Source organism: Aeromonas sp. ZOR0001, from assembly GCF_000801015.1.
Lineage (GTDB): Bacteria > Pseudomonadota > Gammaproteobacteria > Enterobacterales > Aeromonadaceae > Aeromonas > Aeromonas veronii.
On record NZ_JRJY01000048.1, the window covers coordinates 1 to 24,914 of the forward strand.

General features: G+C 59.7%; 20 protein-coding genes and 1 pseudogene. 13 read left to right on the forward strand and 8 right to left on the reverse strand.

Annotated elements, in window-relative coordinates:
• Positions 1-210 precede the first annotated feature (210 nt).
• Together L972_RS06395 and yjjG are read left to right on the forward strand one after the other, a co-directional pair.
• Complete coding sequence (locus tag L972_RS06395; protein WP_047436759.1) at positions 211-1,710, forward strand: M17 family metallopeptidase; 1,500 nt, start codon at positions 211-213, stop codon at positions 1,708-1,710.
• Positions 1,711-1,724: 14 nt separating this feature from the next.
• Positions 1,725-2,405 carry a pyrimidine 5'-nucleotidase gene (gene yjjG, locus L972_RS06400; RefSeq protein ID WP_047436762.1) on the forward strand — a complete coding sequence of 227 codons (681 nt, stop codon included), beginning with the start codon at positions 1,725-1,727 and terminating at the stop codon, positions 2,403-2,405.
• Positions 2,406-2,521: 116 nt separating this feature from the next.
• On the opposite strand, the gene L972_RS06405 is transcribed toward yjjG, so the two are convergent.
• From L972_RS06405 to dusC, 3 genes are all read right to left on the reverse strand, one after another.
• Positions 2,522-3,241, reverse strand: a complete 720-nt coding sequence (locus tag L972_RS06405; RefSeq protein ID WP_081990696.1) for a substrate-binding periplasmic protein — start codon at positions 3,239-3,241, stop codon at positions 2,522-2,524.
• A 161-nt stretch (positions 3,242-3,402) separates the two neighbouring features.
• Entirely contained in the window at positions 3,403-3,771 is a 369-nt protein-coding gene (locus L972_RS06410) for a TraR/DksA family transcriptional regulator (RefSeq protein ID WP_005333451.1), read from the reverse strand.
• A gap of 97 nt (positions 3,772-3,868) precedes the next feature.
• Complete coding sequence (dusC, locus tag L972_RS06415; RefSeq protein ID WP_047436768.1) at positions 3,869-4,813, reverse strand: tRNA dihydrouridine(16) synthase DusC; 945 nt, start codon at positions 4,811-4,813, stop codon at positions 3,869-3,871.
• Positions 4,814-4,936: 123 nt separating this feature from the next.
• Between dusC and L972_RS06420 the strand changes: the two genes are divergently transcribed.
• The 5 genes from L972_RS06420 to nfo all read left to right on the forward strand — a co-directional run bounded on the left by L972_RS06420 (position 4,937) and on the right by nfo (position 10,365).
• Complete coding sequence (locus L972_RS06420; protein WP_005352406.1) at positions 4,937-5,314, forward strand: YbaN family protein; 378 nt, start codon at positions 4,937-4,939, stop codon at positions 5,312-5,314.
• Between the two features lie 134 nt (positions 5,315-5,448).
• The gene (gene apt / locus L972_RS06425) at positions 5,449-5,994 is read left to right on the forward strand and encodes an adenine phosphoribosyltransferase (RefSeq protein WP_005352403.1); all 546 of its coding nucleotides are present in this window, start codon (positions 5,449-5,451) and stop codon (positions 5,992-5,994) included.
• Positions 5,995-6,166: 172 nt separating this feature from the next.
• Positions 6,167-8,761 (forward strand): DNA polymerase III subunit gamma/tau, encoded by a 2,595-nt coding sequence (dnaX, locus tag L972_RS06430; RefSeq protein WP_047436771.1) that lies wholly within the window; start codon positions 6,167-6,169, stop codon positions 8,759-8,761.
• A gap of 114 nt (positions 8,762-8,875) precedes the next feature.
• Entirely contained in the window at positions 8,876-9,205 is a 330-nt protein-coding gene (locus L972_RS06435) for a YbaB/EbfC family nucleoid-associated protein (RefSeq protein WP_005333445.1), read from the forward strand.
• Between the two features lie 317 nt (positions 9,206-9,522).
• Positions 9,523-10,365, forward strand: coding sequence for a deoxyribonuclease IV (gene nfo / locus L972_RS06440; protein WP_005333444.1), 843 nt, complete (start codon positions 9,523-9,525; stop codon positions 10,363-10,365).
• A gap of 95 nt (positions 10,366-10,460) precedes the next feature.
• Here nfo and L972_RS06445 read toward each other — a convergent pair whose 3' ends face one another.
• Positions 10,461-11,366 carry a LysR substrate-binding domain-containing protein gene (locus L972_RS06445; RefSeq protein ID WP_047436775.1) on the reverse strand — a complete coding sequence of 302 codons (906 nt, stop codon included), beginning with the start codon at positions 11,364-11,366 and terminating at the stop codon, positions 10,461-10,463.
• Between the two features lie 102 nt (positions 11,367-11,468).
• On the opposite strand from L972_RS06445, the gene L972_RS06450 reads away from it, so the two are divergent.
• The 4 genes from L972_RS06450 to L972_RS06465 all read left to right on the forward strand — a co-directional run bounded on the left by L972_RS06450 (position 11,469) and on the right by L972_RS06465 (position 15,911).
• Complete coding sequence (locus L972_RS06450) at positions 11,469-12,461, forward strand: TDT family transporter (RefSeq protein ID WP_005352390.1); 993 nt, start codon at positions 11,469-11,471, stop codon at positions 12,459-12,461.
• Between the two features lie 258 nt (positions 12,462-12,719).
• On the forward strand, positions 12,720-13,709 hold the full coding sequence (lpxM, locus tag L972_RS06455; protein WP_047436818.1) for a lauroyl-Kdo(2)-lipid IV(A) myristoyltransferase: 990 nt from the start codon (positions 12,720-12,722) through the stop codon (positions 13,707-13,709).
• A 150-nt stretch (positions 13,710-13,859) separates the two neighbouring features.
• A complete protein-coding gene (locus tag L972_RS06460) occupies positions 13,860-14,855 on the forward strand; it encodes an LpxL/LpxP family acyltransferase (RefSeq protein WP_047436778.1) in 996 nt (331 codons plus the stop codon).
• Positions 14,856-15,050: 195 nt separating this feature from the next.
• Positions 15,051-15,911 (forward strand): PA4780 family RIO1-like protein kinase, encoded by an 861-nt coding sequence (locus L972_RS06465; RefSeq protein WP_021231339.1) that lies wholly within the window; start codon positions 15,051-15,053, stop codon positions 15,909-15,911.
• 13 nt (positions 15,912-15,924) lie between these two features.
• On the opposite strand, the pseudogene L972_RS21325 reads toward L972_RS06465, so the two are convergent.
• Together L972_RS21325 and L972_RS06470 are read right to left on the reverse strand one after the other, a co-directional pair.
• A pseudogene (locus L972_RS21325) lies at positions 15,925-16,086 on the reverse strand (IS3 family transposase); the annotation flags it as partial.
• A 207-nt stretch (positions 16,087-16,293) separates the two neighbouring features.
• On the reverse strand, positions 16,294-17,910 hold the full coding sequence (locus L972_RS06470; protein WP_042081163.1) for a peptide ABC transporter substrate-binding protein: 1,617 nt from the start codon (positions 17,908-17,910) through the stop codon (positions 16,294-16,296).
• Positions 17,911-18,293: 383 nt separating this feature from the next.
• On the opposite strand from L972_RS06470, the gene fbp reads away from it, so the two are divergent.
• Positions 18,294-19,328, forward strand: coding sequence for a class 1 fructose-bisphosphatase (gene fbp / locus L972_RS06475; protein ID WP_005336993.1), 1,035 nt, complete (start codon positions 18,294-18,296; stop codon positions 19,326-19,328).
• Between the two features lie 100 nt (positions 19,329-19,428).
• Here fbp and mfd read toward each other — a convergent pair whose 3' ends face one another.
• A complete protein-coding gene (gene mfd / locus L972_RS06480) occupies positions 19,429-22,896 on the reverse strand; it encodes a transcription-repair coupling factor (RefSeq protein ID WP_047436821.1) in 3,468 nt (1,155 codons plus the stop codon).
• Positions 22,897-22,952: 56 nt separating this feature from the next.
• Complete coding sequence (locus L972_RS06485) at positions 22,953-23,528, reverse strand: hypothetical protein (RefSeq protein WP_047436781.1); 576 nt, start codon at positions 23,526-23,528, stop codon at positions 22,953-22,955.
• A 76-nt stretch (positions 23,529-23,604) separates the two neighbouring features.
• On the opposite strand from L972_RS06485, the gene L972_RS06490 reads away from it, so the two are divergent.
• Entirely contained in the window at positions 23,605-24,840 is a 1,236-nt protein-coding gene (locus tag L972_RS06490) for a lipoprotein-releasing ABC transporter permease subunit (protein ID WP_047436784.1), read from the forward strand.
• Positions 24,841-24,914 lie beyond the last annotated feature (74 nt).

The window sequence follows — 24,914 nt, forward strand, 5'->3', positions numbered from 1 at the left end:
ACCCGAAGGTCGTCGGTTCAAATCCGGCCCCCGCAACCAACTTTCTGTACGTTTCCTTCCTGTATTGCCAATCATTGAACAATCCTTCTTGATGCTCGTCACCGTCTGGTGATTGCTGCTATTTCTGACGCTTTTTCAAGACCAAAACTGGTCGTATCAACCATTTGTTGGGTATCATCAGTTATCTCTTCATGGATGAGGCACGCGCCTGTGATCACTCCCTTCACCTATCTTCCTCCTGCTATTGAAAGCCGGGATGCCACGCTGGCCGAAGCCCTTGCTCAAGGGCTGCCGTTGCAACTGCTGCTGATCGCCGAAGAGCAGAAGGAGTCCTTGCTTTCGCTCCCCGCCCTTGCGGGTCTCCAGACCCAGCTTGCGCTGGGGAAAAAAGCGCCCTTTACCCTGATGCATGGCAATACCCTGTTGCAGGTGATGTTTGTGGCCGGCAGTGTGACGCGGGATCACCGCCTCTATAAACAGATCAGAGGCTGGATTGCTCCTCTTTCTGGGCTCAATGTGGAGCGGCTCGGGCTGCATCTGGAAGGTTTTGCTCCCTCCGAGCGAGTGATGCTGGCCGAAGTGATGTTGTCGGCCCTGCTTGCCGCCAATATTTCGTTGCCCACCAGCAAGCGCCGCAGTGAAAGCAGCTGGAGCTATCAGCAGATCAAGGTTTCACCCGCGGTGGTGCTGGACTTGGCGCGTCTTTACAGCGAAGCGGGGGGGAACGGGTTGGCTCGCCATCTGGCGGTGTTGCCTGCCTCCGAGCTGACGGCCGCCAGCTATCGCGAGTTTGTCAGCAAGCTGGCGCAAGATGAGGGGTGGCAGTGCCATCACTATGATCAGGCACAGCTGGCCGAGTTGGGGGCGGGGGCGTTTCTGGCCGTTGCTCGTGGCTCGGAAGACAATCAGGGAGCCATGGTCAAGCTCAGCTACTACCCACCCAAGCCGGTGCGCCGCATTGCGTTGGTGGGCAAGGGGATCTGCCACGACTCTGGCGGTTACAACCTCAAGGTCTCCGGCAGCATGTATGGCATGCATCTGGACATGGGGGGCAGCGCGGTGGCGCTCGGCACCCTCTACGCTATCAGCCGAGCTCAGCTACCCTACGAGGTGCACTGCTGGCTGGCCATTGCCGAGAACCATATCGGCCCTCACGCCTATCGCCCCGGTGAGGTGGTGACTGCCATCAATGGCACCTCCATCGAGGTGGTCGATACCGATGCCGAAGGGCGAATGGTACTGGCCGATACTCTGGCAATGGCGGTGCAGGATACTCCGGATCTGCTGCTCGATTACGCGACCCTGACCGGGGCCTGCAAACGGGCGCTGGGTAGCCGCTATAGCGGCGTCTTTACCAATCGCAGCGAATGGATGGCATCACTGGTCAATCTGGGTCAGCGCAGCGGTGAGCGGATCTGGCCCTTCCCGCTTGATGACGATTACGACGACAACATCGAGAGCGAGTGGGCTGATCTGTTGCAGTGTGCACCGGGCAGTTCGCCGGATCACATTGATGCGGCCCGTTTCCTCTCCCACTTCGTGCCCGAGCAGATCCCTTGGTTGCACTTCGACCTGAGCGGTTTTCGCAACAAGGGGGGCAATGGGGTGGTCTCCAGCGAAGTGACCGGCTTCGGCGTGCGTCTCACGCTGGATCTGCTGGCCAGTCCGCTTGGCAGAGTTGGTCGCCAAGCCTCTGAACAATCTGAATGATAACAAGGATTTCTGTGAAACAACCAAGCTATGACTGGGTGCTGTTCGATTTGGATGAAACCCTGCTCGATTTTCCGGTCGCCTCTGCGCTGACGCACACTCTGCAGATCTATGGCGTACAGGCTGATGACGCCAGCATGGCGCAGTACCACACCCTCAATCACGGGCTCTGGCAGCAGTACAACGACGGCGAGATCGATGCAACGGCGTTGCAGCAGACCCGCTTCTCCCTCTTTGCCCAGCAGGTTGCCGCCGATCCCATGGCGATGAACAACACCTTTCTGGAGCAGATCATTGCCCTTAGCATGCCTCTCGAAGGGGTGGTCGAGACCCTGCAGCAGCTACGCAGCAAGGTGCGGATGGGGATCATCACCAATGGTTTCAGCGTGCCTCAGCGGGGGCGGCTCGGCAAACTGGGCTGGAGCGAGTGGTTCGAGCCGCTGGTGATCTCCGACGAGATCCGGGTGACCAAGCCAGCGCCAGCTATTTTCCAGCACACTCTTTCCTTGATGGGACAGCCAGATCCAGCCCGGGTGCTGATGGTGGGGGATAATCCGAAAACTGATATTGCCGGGGCGGCGGCGCAGGGGCTGGCAACCTGCTGGTACAACCCGGCGCGGCAAGCGGGCGAGTGCGATGCCACATACGAAATCCACCACTTCGCCCACCTTGCCGACATTGTGCTGGGACGCTGATAGCCAGGGTTAACCATCACGTTATCGGTGACCAAAACGTCCTGGCAAGTTGCAACCAGGGCTGTTTGAGACAGGATTGGGTTTGCTTGAGACTGCAAGGGGAGCTGATGCTCCCCTTACTTATGAGTGTTTTCCTGTGAATGCAGGGATCTGAACTGGTAGCGATCGAGGATCTGCTGATAGTCGGGGCTCTGTTTCAATTGATCGATAGCTTGATTGATCCGCTGCAGTTGCGCCTCAGTAGTGCTCTCTTTGCTCAGCATCAGGTGAACCGGTGTCTGTTCGATATGCAGCAGAATATACAGCTTGTCCTGCACGCCATCCTTACCCTGCCACTCCTGCAGTCCGTGGGGATCCAGAATAAACCCCTGGATCCGACCCCCTTGCAACATCTTCAGCAACTGATCCAGCCGCAGGCGCATCTGCAGACGGGGCTGCAGCTCGGGCCTTGCCATCAACTGGCGGAATGTATTGCCATAATCAAAGCCCTTGAGCACCCCGATATGAAAGTCGGGGGTGTTGATCAACTGCTCCAGGGTGGTGATCCCGCGCCAACGAGCGGCATCTTGCCGACGGATGACGATGGCCGTCTCCTCTTCCCGATAGGGGTGGCTGAAGCGGGCATATTGCTGCCGCTCGGCGGTGATATTGGCTGACATGGCCAGTTGAACCGTGCCGAATTTCAGCTCGTGCAGCACGCGAGCCCAGGGCATTTCACTGAATTTGGCCCGATAACCGGCCCGCAGGAAGATGGCGTTGAGCAGCTCCACATCCAGTCCGCGGAGCTGTTGCTGTTCATTGCGATAACTGAAGGGCTGCCAGTCGACCCAGCCCACGACCAATGACTCCTGTGCCGTAGCCTGGCAACACAAACACCATAACAACAAGAGTCTGTACACAACGCATACCCTCGAACAGGCTGATACGGTTGAGTATTGGACAGGAACGACGGAGTAACCAGTGCTGAGGGGTGAGTGGATGCACAGATGTGCATCCCTCACAGTTCGTGGGCGTGGAATCCCTTGCGGTAACGGGTTTCACAGCGCGGGCAGCGTTGCAGGGTCGGATCCTGTTCCAGCTGTTCGATGGAAAGCGGCTCTTCACAATCGGAGCAGAGGCCATAGAGGCCGAGATCCATCTGGCAGAGTGCCGCGTCGATCCGCTTGAGGCGGGCCACGCTCTGCTCTACCTTCGGCAGATCCAGCCGGCTGGTCAGTTCCACCAGTTGATCCTGCTCGCAGTGACCGACCTGCTCGGCCCATTCGTCACGGCGGCAGGCTTTGAGCTGACCGATCAACGTTTCTCGTACTTGGGCCCAGTCTGACAGCAGGCGATTACGCCAGACAGTCAACTGTGCTTGCGTCATTTCACACACATTATCCCCCACAGGACAGACGACAGATTCGGGGCAGTATAGGGATCCGATAACTCTATCAAGATGATATGCGTCAAGTTAAACGTGGTTAGCCGTGGCTTTTGGCTGCTTGCAGCAGGGCATCGCGGATGGGAGCCGTCTCTTTGAGCACCCGGATCTCCTGAAACAGCAGGTCCGCTTCGGGATATTCCCGTTTGAGATAGCTGAACCACTGTTTGATGCGGCTGGGGTAGTAGTCGGCTTTTTCGCTGGCCAGATCCTGCTCGGTATAGCTCACCATCAACTGCAGCACCTCGGCCCAGCTCATGTGCGGGCAGCCGGTTTTCATCACGTTGGCCAGATTGGGCAGGGAGATGGCGCCGCGCCCGACCATCAGGGCATCGCAACCCGAGACCCTGGCGCAGGCGAGGGCATCTTTATGATCCCAAATCTCGCCGTTGGCGGTGACGGGGATGGGCAGGGCGCGGCGAATGGCATCCACATACTCCCAGTGTGCGGGTGCCTTGTAGCCTTCGCGCTTGGTGCGGGCATGAACGGCCAGCTCGTTGGCGCCCCCCTGGAAGACCGCCTGGGCGTTCTCCAGATAGAGATCCTTGTCATCGTAACCGAGGCGAATTTTGGCGCTCACCGGCAGATGGGCGGGCACCGCCTCGCGCACCGCCTTGACGATGCGGTAGATGGTCTCGGGCTCTTTGAGCAGCACCGCACCGCCCTTGCTCTTGTTGACCGTAGGGGCGGGACAGCCGAAGTTGAGATCGACGCCGGGGGAGCCCAGCTCGATGGCGCGCACGGCGTTCTCGGCCAGCCACTCGGGGTGTTGCCCCAGCAGTTGTACCCGCACCGGGGTGCCTGCGCGGGTTTTGCCATCTTGCAGCAGTTCAGGGCAGAGGCGGTAGAACACCTTGGCGGGTAGCAGCTGATCGACGACCCGGATAAACTCGCTCACGCAGAGATCGTAATCATTGACGGAGGTGAGTACCTCCCGCATCAGGTGATCCAGTACCCCCTGCATGGGGGCCAAAATAACGCGCATAACGGCTTTCCGACGAGAGTGGCAAGAAAAAAGAGCGCAGATTGTAGTGGGGTTGCGGCCCGCTGTCAGCACCCGCTCAAACTCTGTTAGGCTAGAGGGAGATAAATCAGGCAAGGAGAAGGAATGAAGCGTTGGTGTCTGATGGCGCTCGGGTGGCTGGCATTTGCCACCGGTATTGTGGGCATTGTGCTGCCGCTCTTGCCGACTACCCCCTTCATGTTGCTGGCCGCCGCCCTGTTTGCCCGCTCATCGCCCCGTTTTCATCGCTGGTTGCTGACCCATCCCTGGTTTGGCCCGCCCATCGTGGATTGGCAGCAGTATCGCGGTATTCGTCGTCAGGCCAGACGGCGCGCCATTATCTTCATTTTGCTCACTTTCTCGGTGTCGCTGGCGGTGGTGCCACTGCTGTGGGTCAAGGGTCTGCTGGTTGTCATAATGGTGATCCTGCTCACCTGGTTAATGCGCCTGCCGGTGCTGGAGCCAGTTGCAATGGTGAAGTGAAGTCCCTAAGCTATTGCAGCAATAATGCTATGGAGTCGGCCTGTCATTTTTGCGTGACAGGCTTTTTTATTTCCCGCAGAAGGGAATTGAGAAAAAATGGCCACCCCTGGGTCAAAAAAATAAGCGGTCAACACATGAATCCGGAAACCCTGAAATTTATCGAAGCAAGCATCAAGACCATTCCCGACTATCCGAAGCCGGGCATTCTGTTTCGTGACATCACCAGCCTGATCGAGAACGCCGAGGCCTTCAAGGCCACCATCGATCTGCTGGCCAATCATTATCGTGATCAAGGGATCACCAAGATTGTTGGCACCGAAGCTCGCGGCTTCATCTTTGGCGCGCCGGTTGCCTATGCCATGGGGCTGGGCTTCGTGCCGGTCCGCAAGCCGGGCAAGCTGCCGCGCGAAGTGATCGAGGAGTCCTATGCCCTCGAGTACGGCACCGACACCCTGCAACTGCACACCGATGCCATCGTGCCCGGTGACAAGGTGCTGGTCGTGGACGATCTGCTGGCGACCGGCGGTACCGTCGATGCGACCGTCAAGCTGATCCGCCGTGCCGGTGGTGAAGTTGCCGATGCTGCCTTTATCATCTCCCTGCCGTCTCTGGGTGGCGATGCCCGCCTGACTGCCGCTGGCATCAAGGTGGTCTCACTGGTCGAGCTGGCCGGCGAGTAATGCCTCTTCGGCCCGATCCTCTGCATCGGGCCTGCATTGAACCGGTGCCCTTGCGGGCATCGGTTTGAAAATCAAGCGATCCCTCCCGCTCTGACCGATAGCCGATACAGCCAGCCCGCCATTTGTGTTAGCATCCGGCCTCAATGCCCTGTCTTCCCTGCATGATGGATTTATGAGCTATCAGGTTCTGGCGCGTAAATGGCGCCCCCATACGTTTGAACAAGTGGTAGGCCAGCAACATGTGCTGACCGCCTTGACCAACGCCCTGGATCAGGGACGGCTGCATCACGCCTATCTGCTGAGCGGTACCCGCGGGGTCGGCAAGACCACCATCGCCCGTATTCTGGCCAAGAGCCTCAACTGCGAGCAGGGGATCAGCAGCCACCCGTGCGGCGTCTGTGATACCTGCCGCGAGATCGATCAGGGCAACTTTGTCGACCTGCTGGAGATTGACGCGGCGTCCCGCACCAAGGTGGAAGATACCCGCGAGCTGCTCGACAACGTGCAGTACCGTCCGGCCCGCGGCCGCTTCAAGGTCTACCTCATCGATGAAGTGCACATGTTGTCGCGCCACAGCTTCAACGCGTTGCTGAAAACCCTGGAAGAGCCGCCCCCCTATGTGAAGTTTCTGCTGGCCACCACGGATCCGCAGAAGCTGCCCATTACTATTCTCTCGCGCTGCCTGCAGTTTCATCTGAAGAGTCTGGATCAGACCCAGATTGCCAAGCAGCTCGAATGGGTGCTGGATCAGGAGGGGCAGCCGTTTGAGCCGCGCGCCCTGCTGGCACTGGCCAAAGCCGCCGACGGCAGTATGCGCGATGCCCTGAGCCTGACCGATCAGGCGCTGGCTCACGGCAATGGCAGCGTGCGCCTCGACAGCGTGCTGGCGATGCTGGGCACGCTCGATCACCGCCATCTGCACCAGCTGCTGGAAGCCATTTTGCGGCAAGATGCCCCCGCGACCATGGCCAAGATCACTGAGATCGCCACCTTGGGCCCCGATTTTGATCAGCTCCACGCCGAGCTGGAAGGCTTGCTCCATCGCATCGCCATGGCGCAGCTGCTGCCTGCCAGTGTGCAGGAGCAGGGGGCGGATGCCGATTCCCTGCTGCAACTGGCCAAGGCGATGAGCCCGGAAGAGGTGCAGCTCTGCTACCAGATCGTGCTGGGTGGCCGTAAAGATCTGCCCTGGGCCCCCGATGGCCGCACCGCGCTGGAGATGACCTGCCTGCGGATGCTCGCCTTCTCGCCAAGGCGCGATGCCCTGCATCCGGCCAGCCTCACTGCGTTGCCCCCGTCAATGACGAGCAGTGCAACGCCGGTTGGCACCTTGCCGGGAAAGCGCCCGGCCGCTGAATCGGCCGTAGTGGCACCGATCAGCGGCGCCGTGCCTGCACCGCTAGCCAGCCCTGTTGCCAGCACGCCTGTTGCTACCAGCGCAGTGCCCGCTGTTGATGTCTCCCTGCCTGCGATGACGGATGACATCGGCAACCCCGCCGATAGTGAGGAGGAGGCGCAAGCCGCCGAGCTGTTCAGCCAGCAGGATGAGTTGCTGCGCGAGGCTGCGGGCATGGGGTATCAACCCGAGCCCGCGTTGACCCATGCGCAGCCCGATGTGTCTGCGCACTCAGCTGCACAGCCCGCAGATGCTGATGAACAAGCTTCTGCCGCAGCCTACGCGGACCATTCCCGTGGCGAGCCGCTGACCGCCCCCTTCGAGCCCGCGCTCGCAGCGACAGCAACGCCTGTTGCCGCTGCTGAACCGGTATCAGCGGTATCGAGCATGCAGAGTCTGCTTGGCAAGCGAAACATGCTGCGCAGCCGCCAGCGAGGTCAGGATGCCCCGGCGGCGCCTGCGCCGCGCGCAGTACCAGTTGCGCCAGCTCGCCCTGTTGCGCCCGCTACTGCACCGGCCGCCGCGCAACAGCCTGTCTCTGTCAGCCAACCGGCCGGGCAGGGGATGGCGGCGATGGGTCACTATGATGATCTGCCGCCAGTGGATCTCTATAACGACAGTTACGAGCCGCAGGGTGACAACGGGGAATACGAGGAGTACCTCAATCAGGGCTTTGCTGGGCAGACTCCGGTGATGAGCCATGCCCCCGTCACGGCACCGGCCCAGCCAACCGATCTGCCACCCTGGGATCTCGACGGGCAGCCGAGCTATCGGCCCGGTGAGCGCAGCGCTGCGGCGCCTGCGGTGACGCCCGCACCTGCGACCCAGCCGCCCGTTGCCACCACGGCAGTGGCTGCTGCTCCTGTGACGCAGGATGAACCCCCTCAACCGGTGATGGAGACCATCGACTGGGATGAGCTCGAGAGCGACAGCGAGCCGCAAGAGGGAGAGGCGACTCGCCTTATCCCCTCCTCGCTGCTCAATGGTTGCGGCGATGCTTGGGCCGAGTTGATCGCCCACACTCAGGTGGGTGGGCGGCTGCGCCAGCTCGCCATCAACTCGGTGATGACGCGGGAAGGGGACAAGGTACTGCTAACCCTCAAGCCCGAGCAGCGCCATCTGGTGAGCGACAAGGCGCGCGCCGATCTGGCCGAGATCATTGGGCCAGCGCTGGGTCAACCTGTGCAGGTCGAGGTGACGCTCGGTGTGGTGCCTGACCAGGAGACCCCCCTCGAGATCGAGCACCGCCTCTATCTCGGGGTGCGCGAGCAGGTGACCCGGGATCTGGAGCAGGATCCCAACGTGCAGTTTTTAGTTCAGCGGTTTGGTGCCGTGCTTCATCACGAGAGCATTGAGCCCCTCAACCGCTAAATTCCGTGGCCGGGAGCTTGCTTCCGGTTGAAAAGCAGTTTGGCTGTCCCCATCTAGGACAGACAAGCCCACAGCCCGGCGCTGGATGCCGGATTTCAAGACGAGAGACGACATATGTTTGGTAAAGGTGGAATGGGGAACCTGATGAAACAGGCCCAACAGATGCAAGAGCGTATGCAGAAGGCGCAGGAGCAGCTGGCTCAGATGGAAGTGACCGGTGAAGCCGGTGCTGGCATGGTCAAGGTCACCATGACCGGTAGCCACAGCGTCCGTCGCATCGAGATCGACCCCTCCCTGATGGAAGATGACAAGGAGCTGCTGGAAGATCTGGTTGCCGCCGCTTGCAACGATGCTGTGCGTCGTGTGGAAGAGCAGAACAAGGCCAAGATGGGCGAGCTGACCGGTGGCATGCAACTGCCGCCAGGCTTCAAGATGCCGTTCTAAGGCGACTCTCCCCGCGCATTCTTGCTCCCTTGTCGCTGGCCATTCGGGTCACGGCAAGGGGGACGGCTGAGAGACCCAAAGACGCAGCGTTATTGCTCAGGCGATACGCTGCGTTTTTTATGGGCGCCATGCTGGCGTGGACGGGCTCTAACTATCCCTTCTGGGGAGAGGTTGCTACAGAGCAGGCCGATTGCGCCATGAAACGCAGCCGCTTTGCCAAGGTGGCGCTATTTGTCGATACCCGCTATCGGATATCCCGGTTTGGCGTGGCCGGGCGGGATCGGCATAATGGCGTCTTGCCGTATCGAGGAGATTGTATGAAATATATCGGAGCCCACGTCAGTGCGGCCGGCGGGGTGGAGAATACCATCGCCCGCGCCCAGGCCATCGGGGCCAACGCGTTTGCCCTCTTTACCAAGAATCAACGTCAGTGGCAGGCGGCCCCCTTGTCGGATGCCACCATCCGTGCCTTCAAGGCGGCTTGTGACAAGGCCGGTTTTCTGCCGGAGCAGATCCTGCCCCACGACAGCTACCTCATCAATCTGGGCCACCCGGATCCCGATGGTCTGGCCAAATCCCGCGATGCGTTTCTCGACGAGATGAAACGCTGCGAGCAGCTGGGGCTCTGTTATCTGAACTTCCACCCCGGTAGCCATCTCAAGCAAATTCCCGAGGCGGCCAGCCTCAAGCTGGTGAGCGAGTCCATCAACTGGGCGCTGGAGCGCAGTGAAGGGGTGACGGCGGTGATCGAGAATACCGCCGGGCAGGGGACCAACCTCGGCTGGTCGTTCGAGCACCTCGCCACCATCATCGAAGGGGTGGAGGACAAGAGCCGGGTCGGGATCTGTTTCGATACTTGCCACGCCTTTGCCGCCGGTTACGATCTGCGCACCGCCGAGAGCTGCGCTGCCGTCTTTGCCGAGTTCGACCGCACGGTGGGTTTTCACTATCTCAAGGGGATGCATATCAACGGCGCCAAGTGTACCTTCGGTAGCCGGGTCGATCGCCACCACAGCTTGCGGGAGGGCAATCTGGGGGAGGCAGTATTCCACCACATCATGAATGATGATCGCTTCGATCGCATTCCGCTGATCCTCGAGACCATAGACGAGTCCATCTGGGGCGAGGAGATCAGCTGGTTGCGCAGTCTGGCGAAGTGATACTCAGAAGCGAATCAAAGAGAGGGAGCCGTGGCTCCCTCTCTGCTTTTTCCGTTATTGGCGGGCGGGCGTGCCAGCGGCGCTCCGAGCGGGCGTTACTCTGGGCGGTTCACCTCGGCATCCTTCACCTGAGCCCGGCAGAAGTGGATAAAGTGGCGCAGGGAGGTGGAGTGGTACTTCTGCTTGTGCCAGATAAGGGAGAGCTGGCGCGGGAAGCGACGGGAGAGGGGCAGGGCGATCAGCCGCCCATCTGCCAGGCGATCCGAGGCTGCCAGCCGGGAGATAAAGGAGATGCCAAGCCCCTTCTCCACCGCCAGCATCACCGCCTCCAGAGTGTTGAGTTCAAGCCCTGGTTGCCAGCGGGGCAGCTCGGGCTGGATCTGCTGGATAAATTGCTCGCGGCTGCCCGATTGTGCTTCACGCAATACCCAGGTCTCGCCCCCCAGACGGGAGAGGGAGAGCTCCTTCTTGTTGGCAAGCGGGTGACCGGGTGGGGCCACCACCAGCATCTCGTCCTGCAGCCAGGGTTCGGCGAGCAGGTCGGGGTGGTGGTTCTCCCCCTCGATCAGTGCCATATCCAGCTCGAAATTGGCCAGCGCATGGCAGAGCAGGTGAGTGTTGTTGATGGTCACCTTGGGGGGGAGTCCCAGCTCCTGTTTGCTGCTGGCGAGCAGGGTGGGGAGCAGGTAGTTGCCGATGGTCTGGCTGGCACCAAGGCGCAGCTGGCCGCTCGGTTCGGCATCGGGGCTGAACAGGTTCTCGATATCCTGCATCCGGGTCAGCAGCTCTTCGGCGGCCGGTTGCAGCAGTCGCCCCTCGTTGTTGAGCTGCAATCTTGGGTGAATGCGGTCAAACAGCGGGGTGGAGAGCTGGCGCTCCAGCTCCTGCAGCGACTGGGAGACAGCCCCCTTGCTCAGGCAGAGCTCGTTGGCGGCAAGGCCAAGGTTTCCATAGCGGGCAATGGTGGCGAACACTTTCAGCTGCTGCAGGGTCAGTTTCATCGTGTTTGGTTTTCCTGAATGATTGATTTAATTCATTTAGATATCGTAAACGATAAGGGGTCATTATCCTATCGCCATAGTCATCAATAGAAAGGTGTCATCATGATCGCAAGAACCCGTAAATCACTGGCTGCTGCCCCAACCCCCATGGCGGGTCTGGCGCTGGGCATCGCCAGCCTTGGTTGGTGTTGGGAAAATGCCGGTCACTTCGATGGCCGGATGCAACTGCTGGGCGCTGCCATTGCGGCCGTGCTGCTGGTGATCCTGACCTTCAAGTTTCTGCTTCACCCCCGCCTGTTGTTGCAGGATCTCGCTCACCCCGTGGTGGGCAGTGTGGTACCGACCTATGCCATGGGCACCATGGTGGTCTCCAAAGCGCTGGGTATGATTGCGCCGCAAGCGGGCGAGGCCCTCTGGCTGTTTGCCGTGGCGGTTCACCTGCTGTTCTTGGCCACTTTTATCTGGCATCGCGCCAAAGAGTTTGAAATCCACCACATGGTGCCGAGCTGGTTCGTGCCGCCGGTGGGGATCATCGTGGCTGACGTCGCCTTCCCGGGTGGTCAGTTTGCCCCGCTGGCCAACGGTCTACTCTGGTTCGGGATCATCTGTTACGGCCTGATGCTGCCGCTGATGCTCTATCGCCTGATCTTCAGCCATGAAGTGCCGGATGCAGCCAAACCGACCATCGCCATTCTGGCGGCTCCTGCCAGCCTCTCTTTGGCCGGTTACCTGACCGTCAGCCAGGAGCCGTCACTGCTGCTGGTGGCCGTGCTGTTGGGGATTGCCATCCTGATGACCGGTATCATCTATCTGGCCTTCATCAAACTGCTGCGTCTGCCCTTTTCGCCGGGTTATGCCGCCTTCACCTTCCCGCTGGTGATCGGTGCCACCGCCCTGTTCAAAGTGGCTCATCTGGTTGAAGGGTTTGCGCAAGGGAGTCACTACGTCGAGCAGATCAGACTGCTGGCCCACTTCGAGCTGGGGGTGGCTACTGTCATCGTCGGGTATGTGGCACTGCGTTACCTGATGTTTTTTCTGCCGCAGCGTAATACCGAAATGAATAACGGCATGGCCCGCCAGGGTGCTCACCGTTAAATCTTGAAGAAGATGTGACATTGGGAAATGGATAAGCAGTGCGCTCCAAGAGCGACGGGATAAACGACCAGTCATACGATGGATGGACAAAGAGCCTCCACCCTGGTTGTGTAACGAGCAAAATGCCCCGCAGTGCGGGGCATTTTTTTATGGTTTTTTGATGTGGCGCCCGTGGCGGGCTATTTGCCATGGATTTAACTGGTATTACCTGTCAGGACGACTACAATGCAGCACCACTTTTTCGCTCGACCCCAATACATGTCGTCCCAAGATCCCGTATTTGACTCCTCTTTTGAAGCCCGTTTTCTGCATCCCCGCTACTGGTTCAGCTGGCTGGCGCTCGGCGTGCTGATGCTGCTCGCCTTTGTGCCGGTGCGATTGCGCGACCGTTTGGCCGAAGCCTTGGCTCCGCTGGTGTTTCGTATCTCGAAAAAACAGATTTATATCGCCAGAACCAATCTGGAGATCTGCTTCCCGGATAAGAACCCGGAAGAGCGGGATGCCATTGCACTGACCTCGATCCGGGTCGGCCTCAAGAGTCTGTTGGGATTTGGCGAGTTCACCATGCGCAGTCAACGTTATCTGATGAGCCGGATGCAGGTGATCGGTTGGGAGCATATCGAGGCGGAGCGGGCGGCCGGCCGTCCGGTGATCCTGGTGGTGCCCCATACCTGGCCGGTGGATGCCGCCGGTTACTGCTTCACCCAGCGCGGGGTGCCGATGTGCACCATGATGAAACGGGCGCGCAATCCGGTGTTTGACTGGCACCTCAACCGTGCACGAGCCAAGAACGGTTGCCGCGTCTATGAGCGCAGCGCCGGCATCAAGGCGGTGATCAGGACCATCAAGAGCGGTCGCAGCTTCTTCTATCTGCCGGATCAGGATCATGGCCGCGAGAAGAGCATCTTCGCCCCCTTCTTTGGCTATCCCAAAGCGACCCTGCCTGCCTTGCCCCGTCTGGTGCAGGTCAGTGGCGCCAAGGCGGTGCCGCTGCTCGCCTGCTATGACGAAGCGAACCACTGCTACCGGCTGGAGATTGAGGCACCGTTCGACAACTATCCCACCGAGGATGTGATGGCCGATACCTGTCGGATGAACGACATGGTGCAACAGCAGCTGATGCGCCATCCGGGCCAGTACATGTGGTTCCTCAAGATCTTCGATACCCGTGAAGATCAGGAGGGGCTGGATGGCCTCTACGAAGAGGGGATACGCCGGATCCGCAAGGGATTGTCTCCCCACGGCTGACCCAGAATTTGGATTGATTGAAATGGCCCCAGGTGGGCCATTTTTTATGATAACTAGTCTGATCAGTGCCTTGCAGGCTGATGACCAGCCTCCCCAGGGTAGAAAAAAATGTCAGGATAACTACAATAACCGTTTGTTTTTGATGACTTGATGGCCGCCATGTCTGCGTTAGATCCGGTATTTGATACCTCATTTCATAGCCGCCTGCTGCATCCCAAATGGTGGGGCAGCTGGTGTGCGCTGGGCCTGCTTTCCCTGCTGGCATTTACCCCCGCGAGACTGAGGGATCGCTTTGCCGATCTGGTTTCGCCGACCCTGCTGCGTTTTTCGAAAAAGCAGGCCTATATCGCCGATACCAACCTCAAGATCTGCTTTCCCGAGCTGGATGTCGCAGCACGGCAGGCGCTGCTGCTCAAATCGATCCGGGTCGGGCTCAAGACCTTTATGGGCTTTGGCGAGCTCAGCTGGCGCAGCAAGGCGCGGCTGACCCGTCGCATCAAGGTTACCGGCTGGGAGCATGTGCAAGCGGAGCAGGCTGCGGGCCGCCCGGTGATTTTGGTGGTGCCTCACACCTGGGCGGTCGACATGATTGGCCGCTACTTCTCCATGATGGGCATCGAGATGTGCACCATGATGAAGAGCCCGAAAGATCAGGTGTTCGACTGGTACATCAACCGCGAGCGGGCCAAAGGGGGCAAAGTGTACGAGCGCAGCGCCGGGATCAAACCGGCGATCAAGTCGATCCGCGCCGGTGCCAGTTTTTTTTACCTGCCAGATCAGGACCACGGCCGCGAGGCGAGTGTGTTTGTTCCCTTCTTTGGCCGCCCCAAGGCAACCCTGCCAGCCTTGCCCAAGCTGGTGAAGCTGACCGGTGCCAGAGCGGTGCCCATCTTCGCCAGCTATGACGAGGATGAGGGGCGCTATCTGCTGGAGATCGAGCCGCCGTTTGATCCTTATCCCACCGCCGATCTGCTGGCAGACGTCAATGCCATGAACCGGGTGGTAGAGATGCAGGTGGCGCGCCATCCCGAGCAGTACATGTGGTTTCTCAAGATCTTCGAAACCCTGGAGCATCAGGAGGGGGATGACGGCCTCTATGAAGCGGGGATCCAGCGCATTCGTCAGGGCTTGCCGCCCGAACCTTGAAAATTGGCCCGCTTGCGGGCCATTTTTGTTGGCACAGGCGCCTTTCGTGTTTGGTCTGCTGCTGGTGGTTTTTAAGGCGAACGGGTGGACAAATACAGCGCAAACAGGGGATAACAGGGTGTCTTATGAAAGGGAGAGGCAGGTGAGCGTGCGCGGAGCTATCTTCGAGAGCGGAAATAGGGTAAAAGGGCGGCCATGAAAATTCCAAATCGAATCCAACCTCTGGTTGATGACGGCCTGGTCGATGAGGTCGTCAGCCGGTTGATGAGCGGCAAAGAGGCCGACGTCTATGTGGTGCGCTGCGGCGACGAGATCCGCTGCGCCAAAGTCTATAAAGAGGCGTCCAAGCGCAGCTTCAAGCAGGCCGTGGTCTATCAGGAGGGGCGCAAGGTGCGTAACAGCCGCAGCGCTCGCGCCATGGAGAAGGGCTCCAAGTACGGCCGCAAGCAGCATGAAGAGGTGTGGCAGAACACCGAGGTCGACGCCCTGTTCAAGCTGGCGGCGGCCGGTGTGCGGGTGCCGCAGCCCTATGTCTGCCTCGATGGCGTCCTCTTGATGGAACTTATCACCGATGAGGATGGCAATGTCGCGCCGCGCCTCAACGATGTGGCGCTTACCCCCGAGCAGGCGGTCATCGACCATGCCAAGGTGATCCGTTACGTGGTGCGGATGCTCTGTGCCGGTCTTATCCACGGCGATCTATCCGAGTTCAATGTGCTGGTGGATGAACAGGGCCCCGTCATCATCGACCTGCCCCAGGTGGTGGATGCCGCAGCCAACAACCAGGCCAAGGCGATGCTGGAGCGGGACGTCAACAACATGCGCAACTACTACGGTATGTATGCCCCCGAGCTGCTCAAGACCCGTTATGCCCAGGAGATGTGGGCGCTGTTTGAAGATGGCAAACTCACCCCCGATAGCGAGCTGACCGGCCACTTTGAAGAGAGCCGCGCCGCCATCGATCTCGATTCGGTGCTGCAGGAGATTGAGAGCGCCGAGGAGGAGGCCTATGCCCGTCAGGCCCGGATGAAGGCGGAGCAGGAAGACAGTTACTAAAGATTTTTAGTGGTCAACTCAATCTGGATACTTGGTTCGGTTGAACCTCGGATTTTGCTGGTGGCATCCCGCCATTGTGTTGATGTGGATGCGGCCAGTTGTTGTAATCCATCAGGTAATAACTGATTTCCCGCTTCTCCTCCCGTAGGTTCATGTCCCCATCAATGGGATCCCACCAAGTCCCCTTGACGTCTGAACCACATAAAATAGTGTCTGGGATGATTAGACCATATATGGACGCCATCGGGTGGTGTTGGCACCCTGTCCCGAAGAGTAATCTTGCGTGAAGGTGTAAGTAGGCCCAATGGCCCGCTTGGCTGCCAATGAAAAGCGCCTGCAGCAATGCAGGCGCTTTTTATATGATCAAGCAGTGCCAGACAGGTTACTGGGCGACCAGATAGAGGTCCCGGCTATAGACGATGTCTTGCGGGCTCTCATAGGGATAACCCTTGACGAATGGCTTGAGCAGTCGCGATTTGACGTAGAAGTAGAGCGGCGCGATAGGAGCGTCAGCCTCGATCAGTGCTTCTGCCTGCTGGTAGAGCTGATTGCGCTCGGCTGCATCCTGCGAGTCGTGGGCCTTGGCCAGCAGGGCATCGTACTCCTTGTTGAACCACTTGCCGCTGTTGGCGCTGCTGCTGGAGGTCAGGATATCGAGGAAGGTGGAGGCATCGTTATAGTCCCCGTTCCAGGAGTAGCGACTCACCCCGAAATCCCCCTCGTTCAGTGCCGAGACCATGGTTTTCCACTCCATGTTGTTGAGGGTGGCGGTGACCCCCAGGTTGTGTTTCCACATGGAGGAGACAGCCAGCGCGATCTTTTTATGGCTCTCGTTGGTGTTGTAGAGGATATCCACGCTGAGCGGTTTGTCCGGGCCATAACCCGCTTCGGCCAACAGCGCTTTGGCCTGCTTGATCCGCTCCTCTTTGCTTTGCTGCTGACTGGCCGGTTTTTTCAGGTCAAAACCATCGACACTCGGTGGGGTCAGGCTGAAGGCGGGCAGTTGCCCTTGTCCCAGGATCTTGTCGGTGATGGTCTCCCGGTCGAGGGCCAGCGAGAGCGCCTTGCGCACTTTCGGATCATCGAACGGTTTGCGGTTCACGTTGAACACATAGTAATAGGTGGCGAGCATGGGGGCGCTGACCAGATCTTGCGGGCTCTGGCTCTTGATGTGTTTGTACTGCTCCAGCGGGTAGGTGGTGTAGTGCAGCTCGCCGGTGCGGTAGCGGTTGTAAGCGGCGGTTTCGGAGACGATCTCCAGATAGACCACCTTGTTCAGGACGGTGTGCTGATTGTCCCAGTAGTGGGTATTGCGCTCGGCGCTCAGCCGCTCGTTGGGGGTCCACTCCTTGAGTACAAAGGCACCGTTGGAGACGATATTGCCCGGTTTGACCCAATCCTTACCAAATTTTTCAATGGTGGCCTTGGGGGCCGGGAACGTGGTGTAGTGGGCCAGCATCTTCAGGAAGAAGGGGACCGGATTTTTCAGGGTTACCTGCAGGGTGTGGTCATCGAGCGCCTTAATCCCGAGCTCTGACGGGCTCTTCTTGCCCTGGATCACCTCGCCAGCATTGACCACACCGGTCAACTCGATAAACCAGGCGTAGTTGGAGGCGGTCTTGGGATCGGCGGCCCGTTGCCAGCCGTAGACATAATCGGCGGCGGTGACCGGTTCACCGTTAGACCATTTGGCCTCGGGCCTCAGCTTGAAGGTGTAGACGGTCCCGGTTTTGTCGACCTCGTAGCTGACAGCGCCAGCGGGCTGGGTCTTGCCTTTGCTATCCAGTACGTAGAGCCCTTCAAACAGATCGTTGACGATCTCGCTACCGGCACTCTCTTCCACCAGCTGGGGGTCGATGGTGGTGGGCTCGGTGCCAATATTGGTCACGTAGATTTGTTGGGCATCCGGCAGCAGCTTGGTACCGGCAGGCACCTGGGCAGCCCAGGCGGGAAGGGCAAACAGTCCGGCTACCATGCCGGCAATGAGAGTCTTGTTCATTGATAATCCTTGAGTTTTATTTGCTTCCAAAGCGAAATCAGTGTGCTGGATTGGCGATCGGATCTCAAGAGGCAATGGCTGAGGGAACGGCAGGCCCATCAGACTCCATTTTTAATGGTCCAAGGCCAGTCGGATCATGGCTTGCAGCAGGTTATTGCCACGAATTAAGAGGCCGAAAGTTATCGAATGAAACCGAATAAAACGCGTCTTTTACCATAACGTGAGGCGAAATAGTCTATTTAATAGGCCGCTTAATTCGCTGCAAAAACAAAAAACAGACGTTACATTAGGTTACAAATCAAGGCCGCCGGTGATCGGCATTTTTTTTGTCGACGCCTGCAAACGTTTTCAATGCCAACCGATGCGATCTTAAAGGAACAAAAATGCGAAACATGATCACCATGGGTGAGTTCATCGTCAAAAAGCAGGCGGATTATCCTACTGCGACCGGCGAGCTGACCTCGTTGCTCAGCTCGATCCGCCTTGCTGCCAAGGTGGTGAACCGGGAGATCAACAAGGCGGGACTGGCGGATATCATCGGTTCCATGGGCGCTGAAAACGTACAGGGCGAGGTGCAGCAGAAGCTGGATGTTTACGCCAACGAACGCTTCAAGGCGGCGCTCGAAGCGCGCGGCGAGGTGTGCGGCATGGCTTCGGAAGAGGAAGAGGACTTCGTCGCCTTTGACTCGCCGCTCTCCAAAAACTCCAAGTATGTGGTGTTGATCGACCCGCTCGATGGCTCTTCCAATATCGACGTCAACGTCTCGGTCGGGACCATCTTCTCCATCTACCGCCGTTTGAGCCCGCAGGGTTCGCCGGTGACCCTGGAGGACTTCCTGCAACCGGGCAACCGTCAGGTCGCCGCCGGTTATGTGGTCTACGGCTCCTCCACCATGCTGGTCTACACCACAGGGTTTGGCGTCAACGGCTTTACCTACGACCCCTCCATCGGCTGCTTCTGCCTCTCCCACGAGAACATCCGCATTCCGGAAGAGGGCAAGATCTACTCCATCAACGAGGGCAACTACATCAAGTTCCCGGACGGGGTGAAGAAGTACCTGAAATATTGTCAGGAGCGCGACGAAGCGACCCACAGACCCTACACCTCCCGCTATATCGGCTCCCTGGTCTCTGATTTCCATCGCAACCTGCTCAAGGGCGGCATCTACATCTATCCGTCCGGTACCAACTCGCCGAACGGCAAGCTGCGCCTGCTCTATGAGTGCAACCCGATGGCGTTTCTGGTGGAGCAGGCTGGTGGCAAGGCCTCCGACGGTTTTGGCCGGATCATGGATATCCAGCCCACTGCGCTGCACCAGCGTACCCCTTACTTTGTTGGCTCGACCAAGATGGTGGAGCGGGCCGAGGCCTTTATGCGCGAGTTCTCCGCCCATGAGGATCCAGCTAACCAGGGCTGATAGTACGCAGCTGACTGATAGCGAATAAAAAACGGGAGCCGATTTGGCTCCCGTTTTAGTTGGCATTATCTCTCTGGCTCGCCGCCAGCGCTGCAAATGCTTATAGTCTGTTGTTGGCAAGATCTGCCAGCAAGCCATCCACCAGTTTCAGGCGCATGGCGCGATCCTGGGTCGGTACCTGGAAACGCAACCGGGTCGGCCCGTCCATCTTGTAGACCCTTGGCTGGCTGGAGAGCAGTTTGACCAGATAGGCCGGATTGACCTTGGTCTCCTGGGTGAAGTCGAGATAGCCGCCACGCTCGCTCATCTCCACCCGGCGAATGCCAAGGGCGGTGGCACGCTGGCGGAAGGCGGCCAGCTCCAGCAGGGTTTTGGTTGCCTCCGGCAAGAGGCCGAAGCGGTCGATCAGCTCCACTTTCAGCTCGCGCAGTTCCTGCTCGTCCGCCGCACTGGCGATCCGCTTGTACATGGAGAGGCGCATGTTGACGTCCGGGATGTAGTCATCCGGCAGCAGTGCAGGCAGGCGCAGTTCCACCTCGGTGTGCTGGCTCATCAGCTGCTCCAGCGACGGCTCCTTGCCATTTTTCAGCGCCTCGACCGCCTGCTCCAGCATCTCCATATAGAGGGTGAAGCCGACCGATTCGATCTGGCCGCTCTGATCGTCGCCGAGCAGTTCGCCTGCGCCACGGATCTCCAGATCGTGGGTCGCCAGCGCAAATCCGGCGCCGAGATCTTCGAGCGAGGCGATCGCCTCCAGCCGCTTCGCCGCATCCTTGGTCATCAGCTTGGGATGGGGAGTGAGCAGGTAGGCATAGGCCTGATGGTGAGAGCGGCCAACCCGACCCCGCAGCTGGTGCAGCTGGGCCAGACCCAGGTGATCCGCCCGATCCATGATGATGGTGTTGGCGCTTGGCACGTCGATGCCGGTCTCGATGATGGTAGTGCAGACCAGCAGGTTGAAGCGCTGGTGGTAGAAGTCGGACATGATCCGCTCAAGGTCACGTTCGCGCATCTGGCCGTGGGCGATGCCGATGCGGGCCTCAGGCACCAGTTCGGCAAGATCGGCGGCGCACTTCTCGATGCTCTCGACATCGTTGTGCAGGTAGTAAACCTGACCACCACGCTTCAATTCCCGCAGCACAGCCTCGCGCACCACCGCCGGTTCGTGCTGGCGCACGAAGGTCTTGATGGCGAGTCGCTTGGCGGGCGGAGTCGCGATGATGGAGAGATCCCGCATGCCGGACATCGCCATGTTGAGGGTGCGTGGAATGGGGGTGGCGGTGAGGGTGAGGATATCCACATCGGCTCTCAGTGCCTTGATCTTCTCCTTCTGGCGCACGCCGAATCTGTGCTCCTCATCGACGATGAGCAGTCCCAGATCCTTGAAAGTGAGTTCGGAGCCGAGCAGCTTGTGGGTGCCGATGATGATGTCCACCTTGCCTTCAGCCAATTCCTTCATCACAGCGCTCTGCTCCTTGGCGGAGCGGAAGCGGCTCAGTACCTCGACCCGCACCGGCCAGTTGGCGAAGCGGTCGCGGAAGTTATCGTAGTGCTGCTGGGCGAGCAGAGTGGTTGGCACCAGCACGGCAACCTGCTTGCCGCCGTGTACCGCCACAAATGCCGCCCGCATCGCCACTTCGGTCTTGCCGAAACCCACGTCGCCGCACACCAGTCGGTCCATGCTCTTGGCCTGACACATGTCCCCCAGCACCGCATTGATGGCGTTGAGCTGATCGTCGGTCTCCTCGAACGGAAAGCTGGCGGCAAACTGGCGATAGGCCTCTTTGTCGTGCTTGAATGCAAAACCGGCGCGAGCGGCGCGATGAGCGTAGACATCCAGCAACTCGGCTGCCACGTCGCGCACCTTCTCCGCCGCCTTGCGTCGCGCCTTGCTCCAGGCCTCGCCGCCGAGCTTGTGGCTGGGCGGGTTATCAGAGCCGGTGTAGCGGCTGATAAGGTGCAAACTGGTGACCGGCACGAACAGCTTGTCGCCGCCGGCATATTCGAGGGTCAAAAACTCGGTGGGCAGACCACCGGCGTCGATGGTTTCGAGCCCCAGATAGCGGCCGACCCCGTGATCCAGATGAACCACTGGCTGACCCTGGGTCAGCTCGCCCAGGTTTCTGATCACCGCATCGGAGCTTAAGTTTTTGCTCTTCTCCCGCGCCCGCTTGCTGCGCACTTTGCCGCCCAGTAGCTCGGTCTCGGTGATCAGCGCCAGTGGATCCTGACCGACCTCCTGCCACAGGAAGCCATGCTCAAGGGGTGCAACCAGCAGGCCGTGTCGATCCGGGCTCGCCATAAAGGCGTCGAGAGAGGGGAATTCCTTGGGTTGCAGCGAGATACGCGCCAGCAGATCGCCGAGCACCTCCCGCCGTCCTTCGGACTCCACCGCAAACAGGGTGCGCCCGGCAAAGCCTTGCAGGAACTGGTCGAGCGCCAGCAGGGGTTGCTCCTTGCTGTGATCGAGTTGCAGATCGGGCAGGGCCGAGATGGGCAGATCGTGCTGACCGGCATCACCTGCGGTAGCGGCCTCTTGCAGCCGCACCGCGCCATATTGGCCGAGGGCGGCAAAGAGCTGCTCCACCGGCAGATAGAGCTGGGCCGGGGGTAGCAGGGGGCGAGTGTTGTCCCAGCGTCTGTCTTCATAACGCTGGCCGATGTCGTTCCAGAAACGCTGGGCGGCGGGGTAGATGTCCCCCACGGTGAGCAGCAGGGTCTCTTCCGGCAGGTAGTCAAACAGGCTGGCGGTCTGGTTGAAGAAGAGCGGCAGATAGTACTCGATGCCGGCGGGCCAGCGCCCCTTGCTCACCTCCTGATAGACGGAACCCTCGGCCCTCGACAGCTCGAACTGCTCGCGGAACTGGCCGCGAAACAGCTCGATGGCCGCCTCGTCGGTAGGGTATTCCCGGGCGGGCAGCAGGCTGACCGTCTTGACCGGTTCACTGGAACGCTGGGTTTCGGGATCGAATGGGCGGATGGAGTCCACTTCATCGTCGAAGAAGTCGATGCGATAGGGGCTGCTACTGCCCATGGGGAAGAGATCGAGCAGGGAGCCGCGAGCGGCAAATTCGCCATGTTCCAACACCTGATCCACCGCCACGTAACCCGCCTCGGCCAGCCGCCCGCGCAGCTGTTGCAGGTTGAGGCGCTGACCGGCCTTCACCATCAGGCTGTATTTGTCGAGATAGACCCGGGGGGCGCAGCGCAACATCAGGGTGGAGATGGGGACAATCAGCACCCCCTTGCTCATCTGCGGCAGCTTGTAGAGAGTCTCGAGCCGCTGGGAGATGATGTCCTGATGGGGGGAGAAGGTGTCGTAGGGCAGGGTCTCCCAATCGGGGAACAGCAATACCGGCGCGGACTGATCGGCTAGCTGCTTGTCTGTCAGCAAATAGTGCAGCTCCTGCTCCAGGCGCAGGGCGCTCGGGGTATCGGCGGTGATAAGCAGTACCGGCCCCTTGGCTTCATTGGTGAGACGGGCTGCAATCAGCGAGAGGCTGCTGCCGACCAGCTGGCCGAGCGTGATCTTTTGGCCCGCTTTGGCGGGCAAGGCGGGGAGTGTCATTGGCATGGTTCGATTCTTTTAACGTTGACGTTATCTATCGCTGACGTTCGCTTTGGTTAGCGCTGACGTTCTTGGGCGCGCAGCTTGAGCTGCTTCGATTGCACGTGGAGGCTGGCACGAACCAGCAGTTCGCGGTCATCTTCGCGGATCCGCACATAGTCGAGCTGCACATGGGTGCCATGTTCACCGCCGTCGAGCTGTTTGACCTGGCCATAGCAGTAGATCGCTGCCGCCTCTTCCCGCAGGAAGATCTTGAGGCGGACGATCTGGTGCAGGTGCGGTGCATCCCCGTGATCATGATAGGGGTGAAGGTAGGTGAGCTGGCCAGCCCCGAAGCGCAGAGTGTGGAAGCGCTGCTCCGGATGGTCCTGCAGGGAGAGCACATAGCCCATGATCATGTCGATCTTGCGGGACTGCTGATTGACGATCTCGATCAGATCGTGCATCGACTCGTTCTGGTTGCGCAGCAGGCGGGTGGTCACCAGATCGATGGAGGTAATGGCCGAAGAGATCCGAAAGGGCTCCGGCAGCTCAGCGTCCAGCTCCGCCAGCGAGGGGAGGTGGAAGTCGGCCGGCATGGGGATCACATTGACCGGCGTGGCATGAGTGACGCTGAAGAACTGTTCCTGCATGGAGGCTATCCCTTGTTGTCATGGACGGTTTCCCTTTATTATCCGGTATCTTATTTTGTTGGCAACGTACATATCCTTGAAGACCGGACTTTTTCAGCCCCTTTCGCTGGCCATCGGCCTGCGTTATGCAGGCTCGAAGCGCAGCAATCGCTTCGTCTCATTTATCTCCCTGTTCTCTACCTTTGGCATCGCCATCGGGGTCGCCGCCCTGATGGTGGTCATTTCGGTGATGAACGGTTTCGAAGGGCAGCTCAAAGGGCGCATCCTCGGGGTGATCCCCCATGTGGTGGTGACCAATCAGGCTGGCCGCATTGATGCCGACCCGCAAGGCTTGCCGGATCTGGCCAAATTACCCCATGTGGTCGCCTCGGCCCCCATGCTCGACAGCGAAGGGATGCTGCAAAGTCCCGGCCAGCTGACCGGGGTGAGTGTGCAGGGGATTGACCCTGCAAAGTGGCCCAAGGATGACATCCTGCACTCCCAGATGCTGGGGGGGCGCCTCGATACCCTGCAGGCCGGCCACTACCGCATCGTGCTGGGGCAGGGGGTGGCACGTCGCCTCAATGTATCCATCGGCGATCAGGTTCGCCTGCTCCTGACCGAGGGGACCCGCTTCACTCCGTTTGGCCGGGTACCGGCCCAGCGCCTCTTTACCGTCTCCGGTATCTTCGGGGTCGGCGCCGATGTGGATAACCAGATTGCGCTGATCGCCCTGGGGGATGCCCAGCGGCTGCTGCGCCTGCCGCCAGAAACCGTCGGTGGCATTCGCCTCTGGCTCGATGATCCCTTTGCCGCTGACGAGGTGATCAAGACACCGTTGCCGGATGGGCTGCTGTGGCAGGATTGGCGCCGCGAGCGGGGCGAGCTGTTCCAGGCGGTCGCCATGGAAAAACGGATGATGGGGCTGATGCTGGTGCTGATCATCGCCGTCGCTACCTTCAACATCCTCTCCGCGCTGGTGATGGTGGTGACGGACAAGGAGGGCGAAGTGGCCATCCTGCGCACCATGGGGATGAGTGAATCAGGGATCGTCAAAATCTTCATGGTACTTGGCGCCTCCAGCGGGGTGATTGGCGCTCTGTTTGGCGGACTGGCGGGCCTGGCGCTCTCCCTGGGCCTCAACCCTCTGCTCAATGCGGTGGGGCTGAACCTCTATATGGCGGCTGGCGCGAGTGGCCTGCCGGTCATCGTCGAGCCGGCTCAGGTCATTACCATTTTGCTGGGCGCCGTGCTGCTGAGCTTCAGTGCCACCCTCTACCCGGCGGCCCGCGCTGCGCGGGTGAAACCGGCCGAGGCGCTGCGTTATGAGTAATGCCGTGAATAATGCATCTTCTGTTGTGACTGGTGCCCCCGTTGTTGCGGGTGCCAGCGTTGTTACCGAGGCAA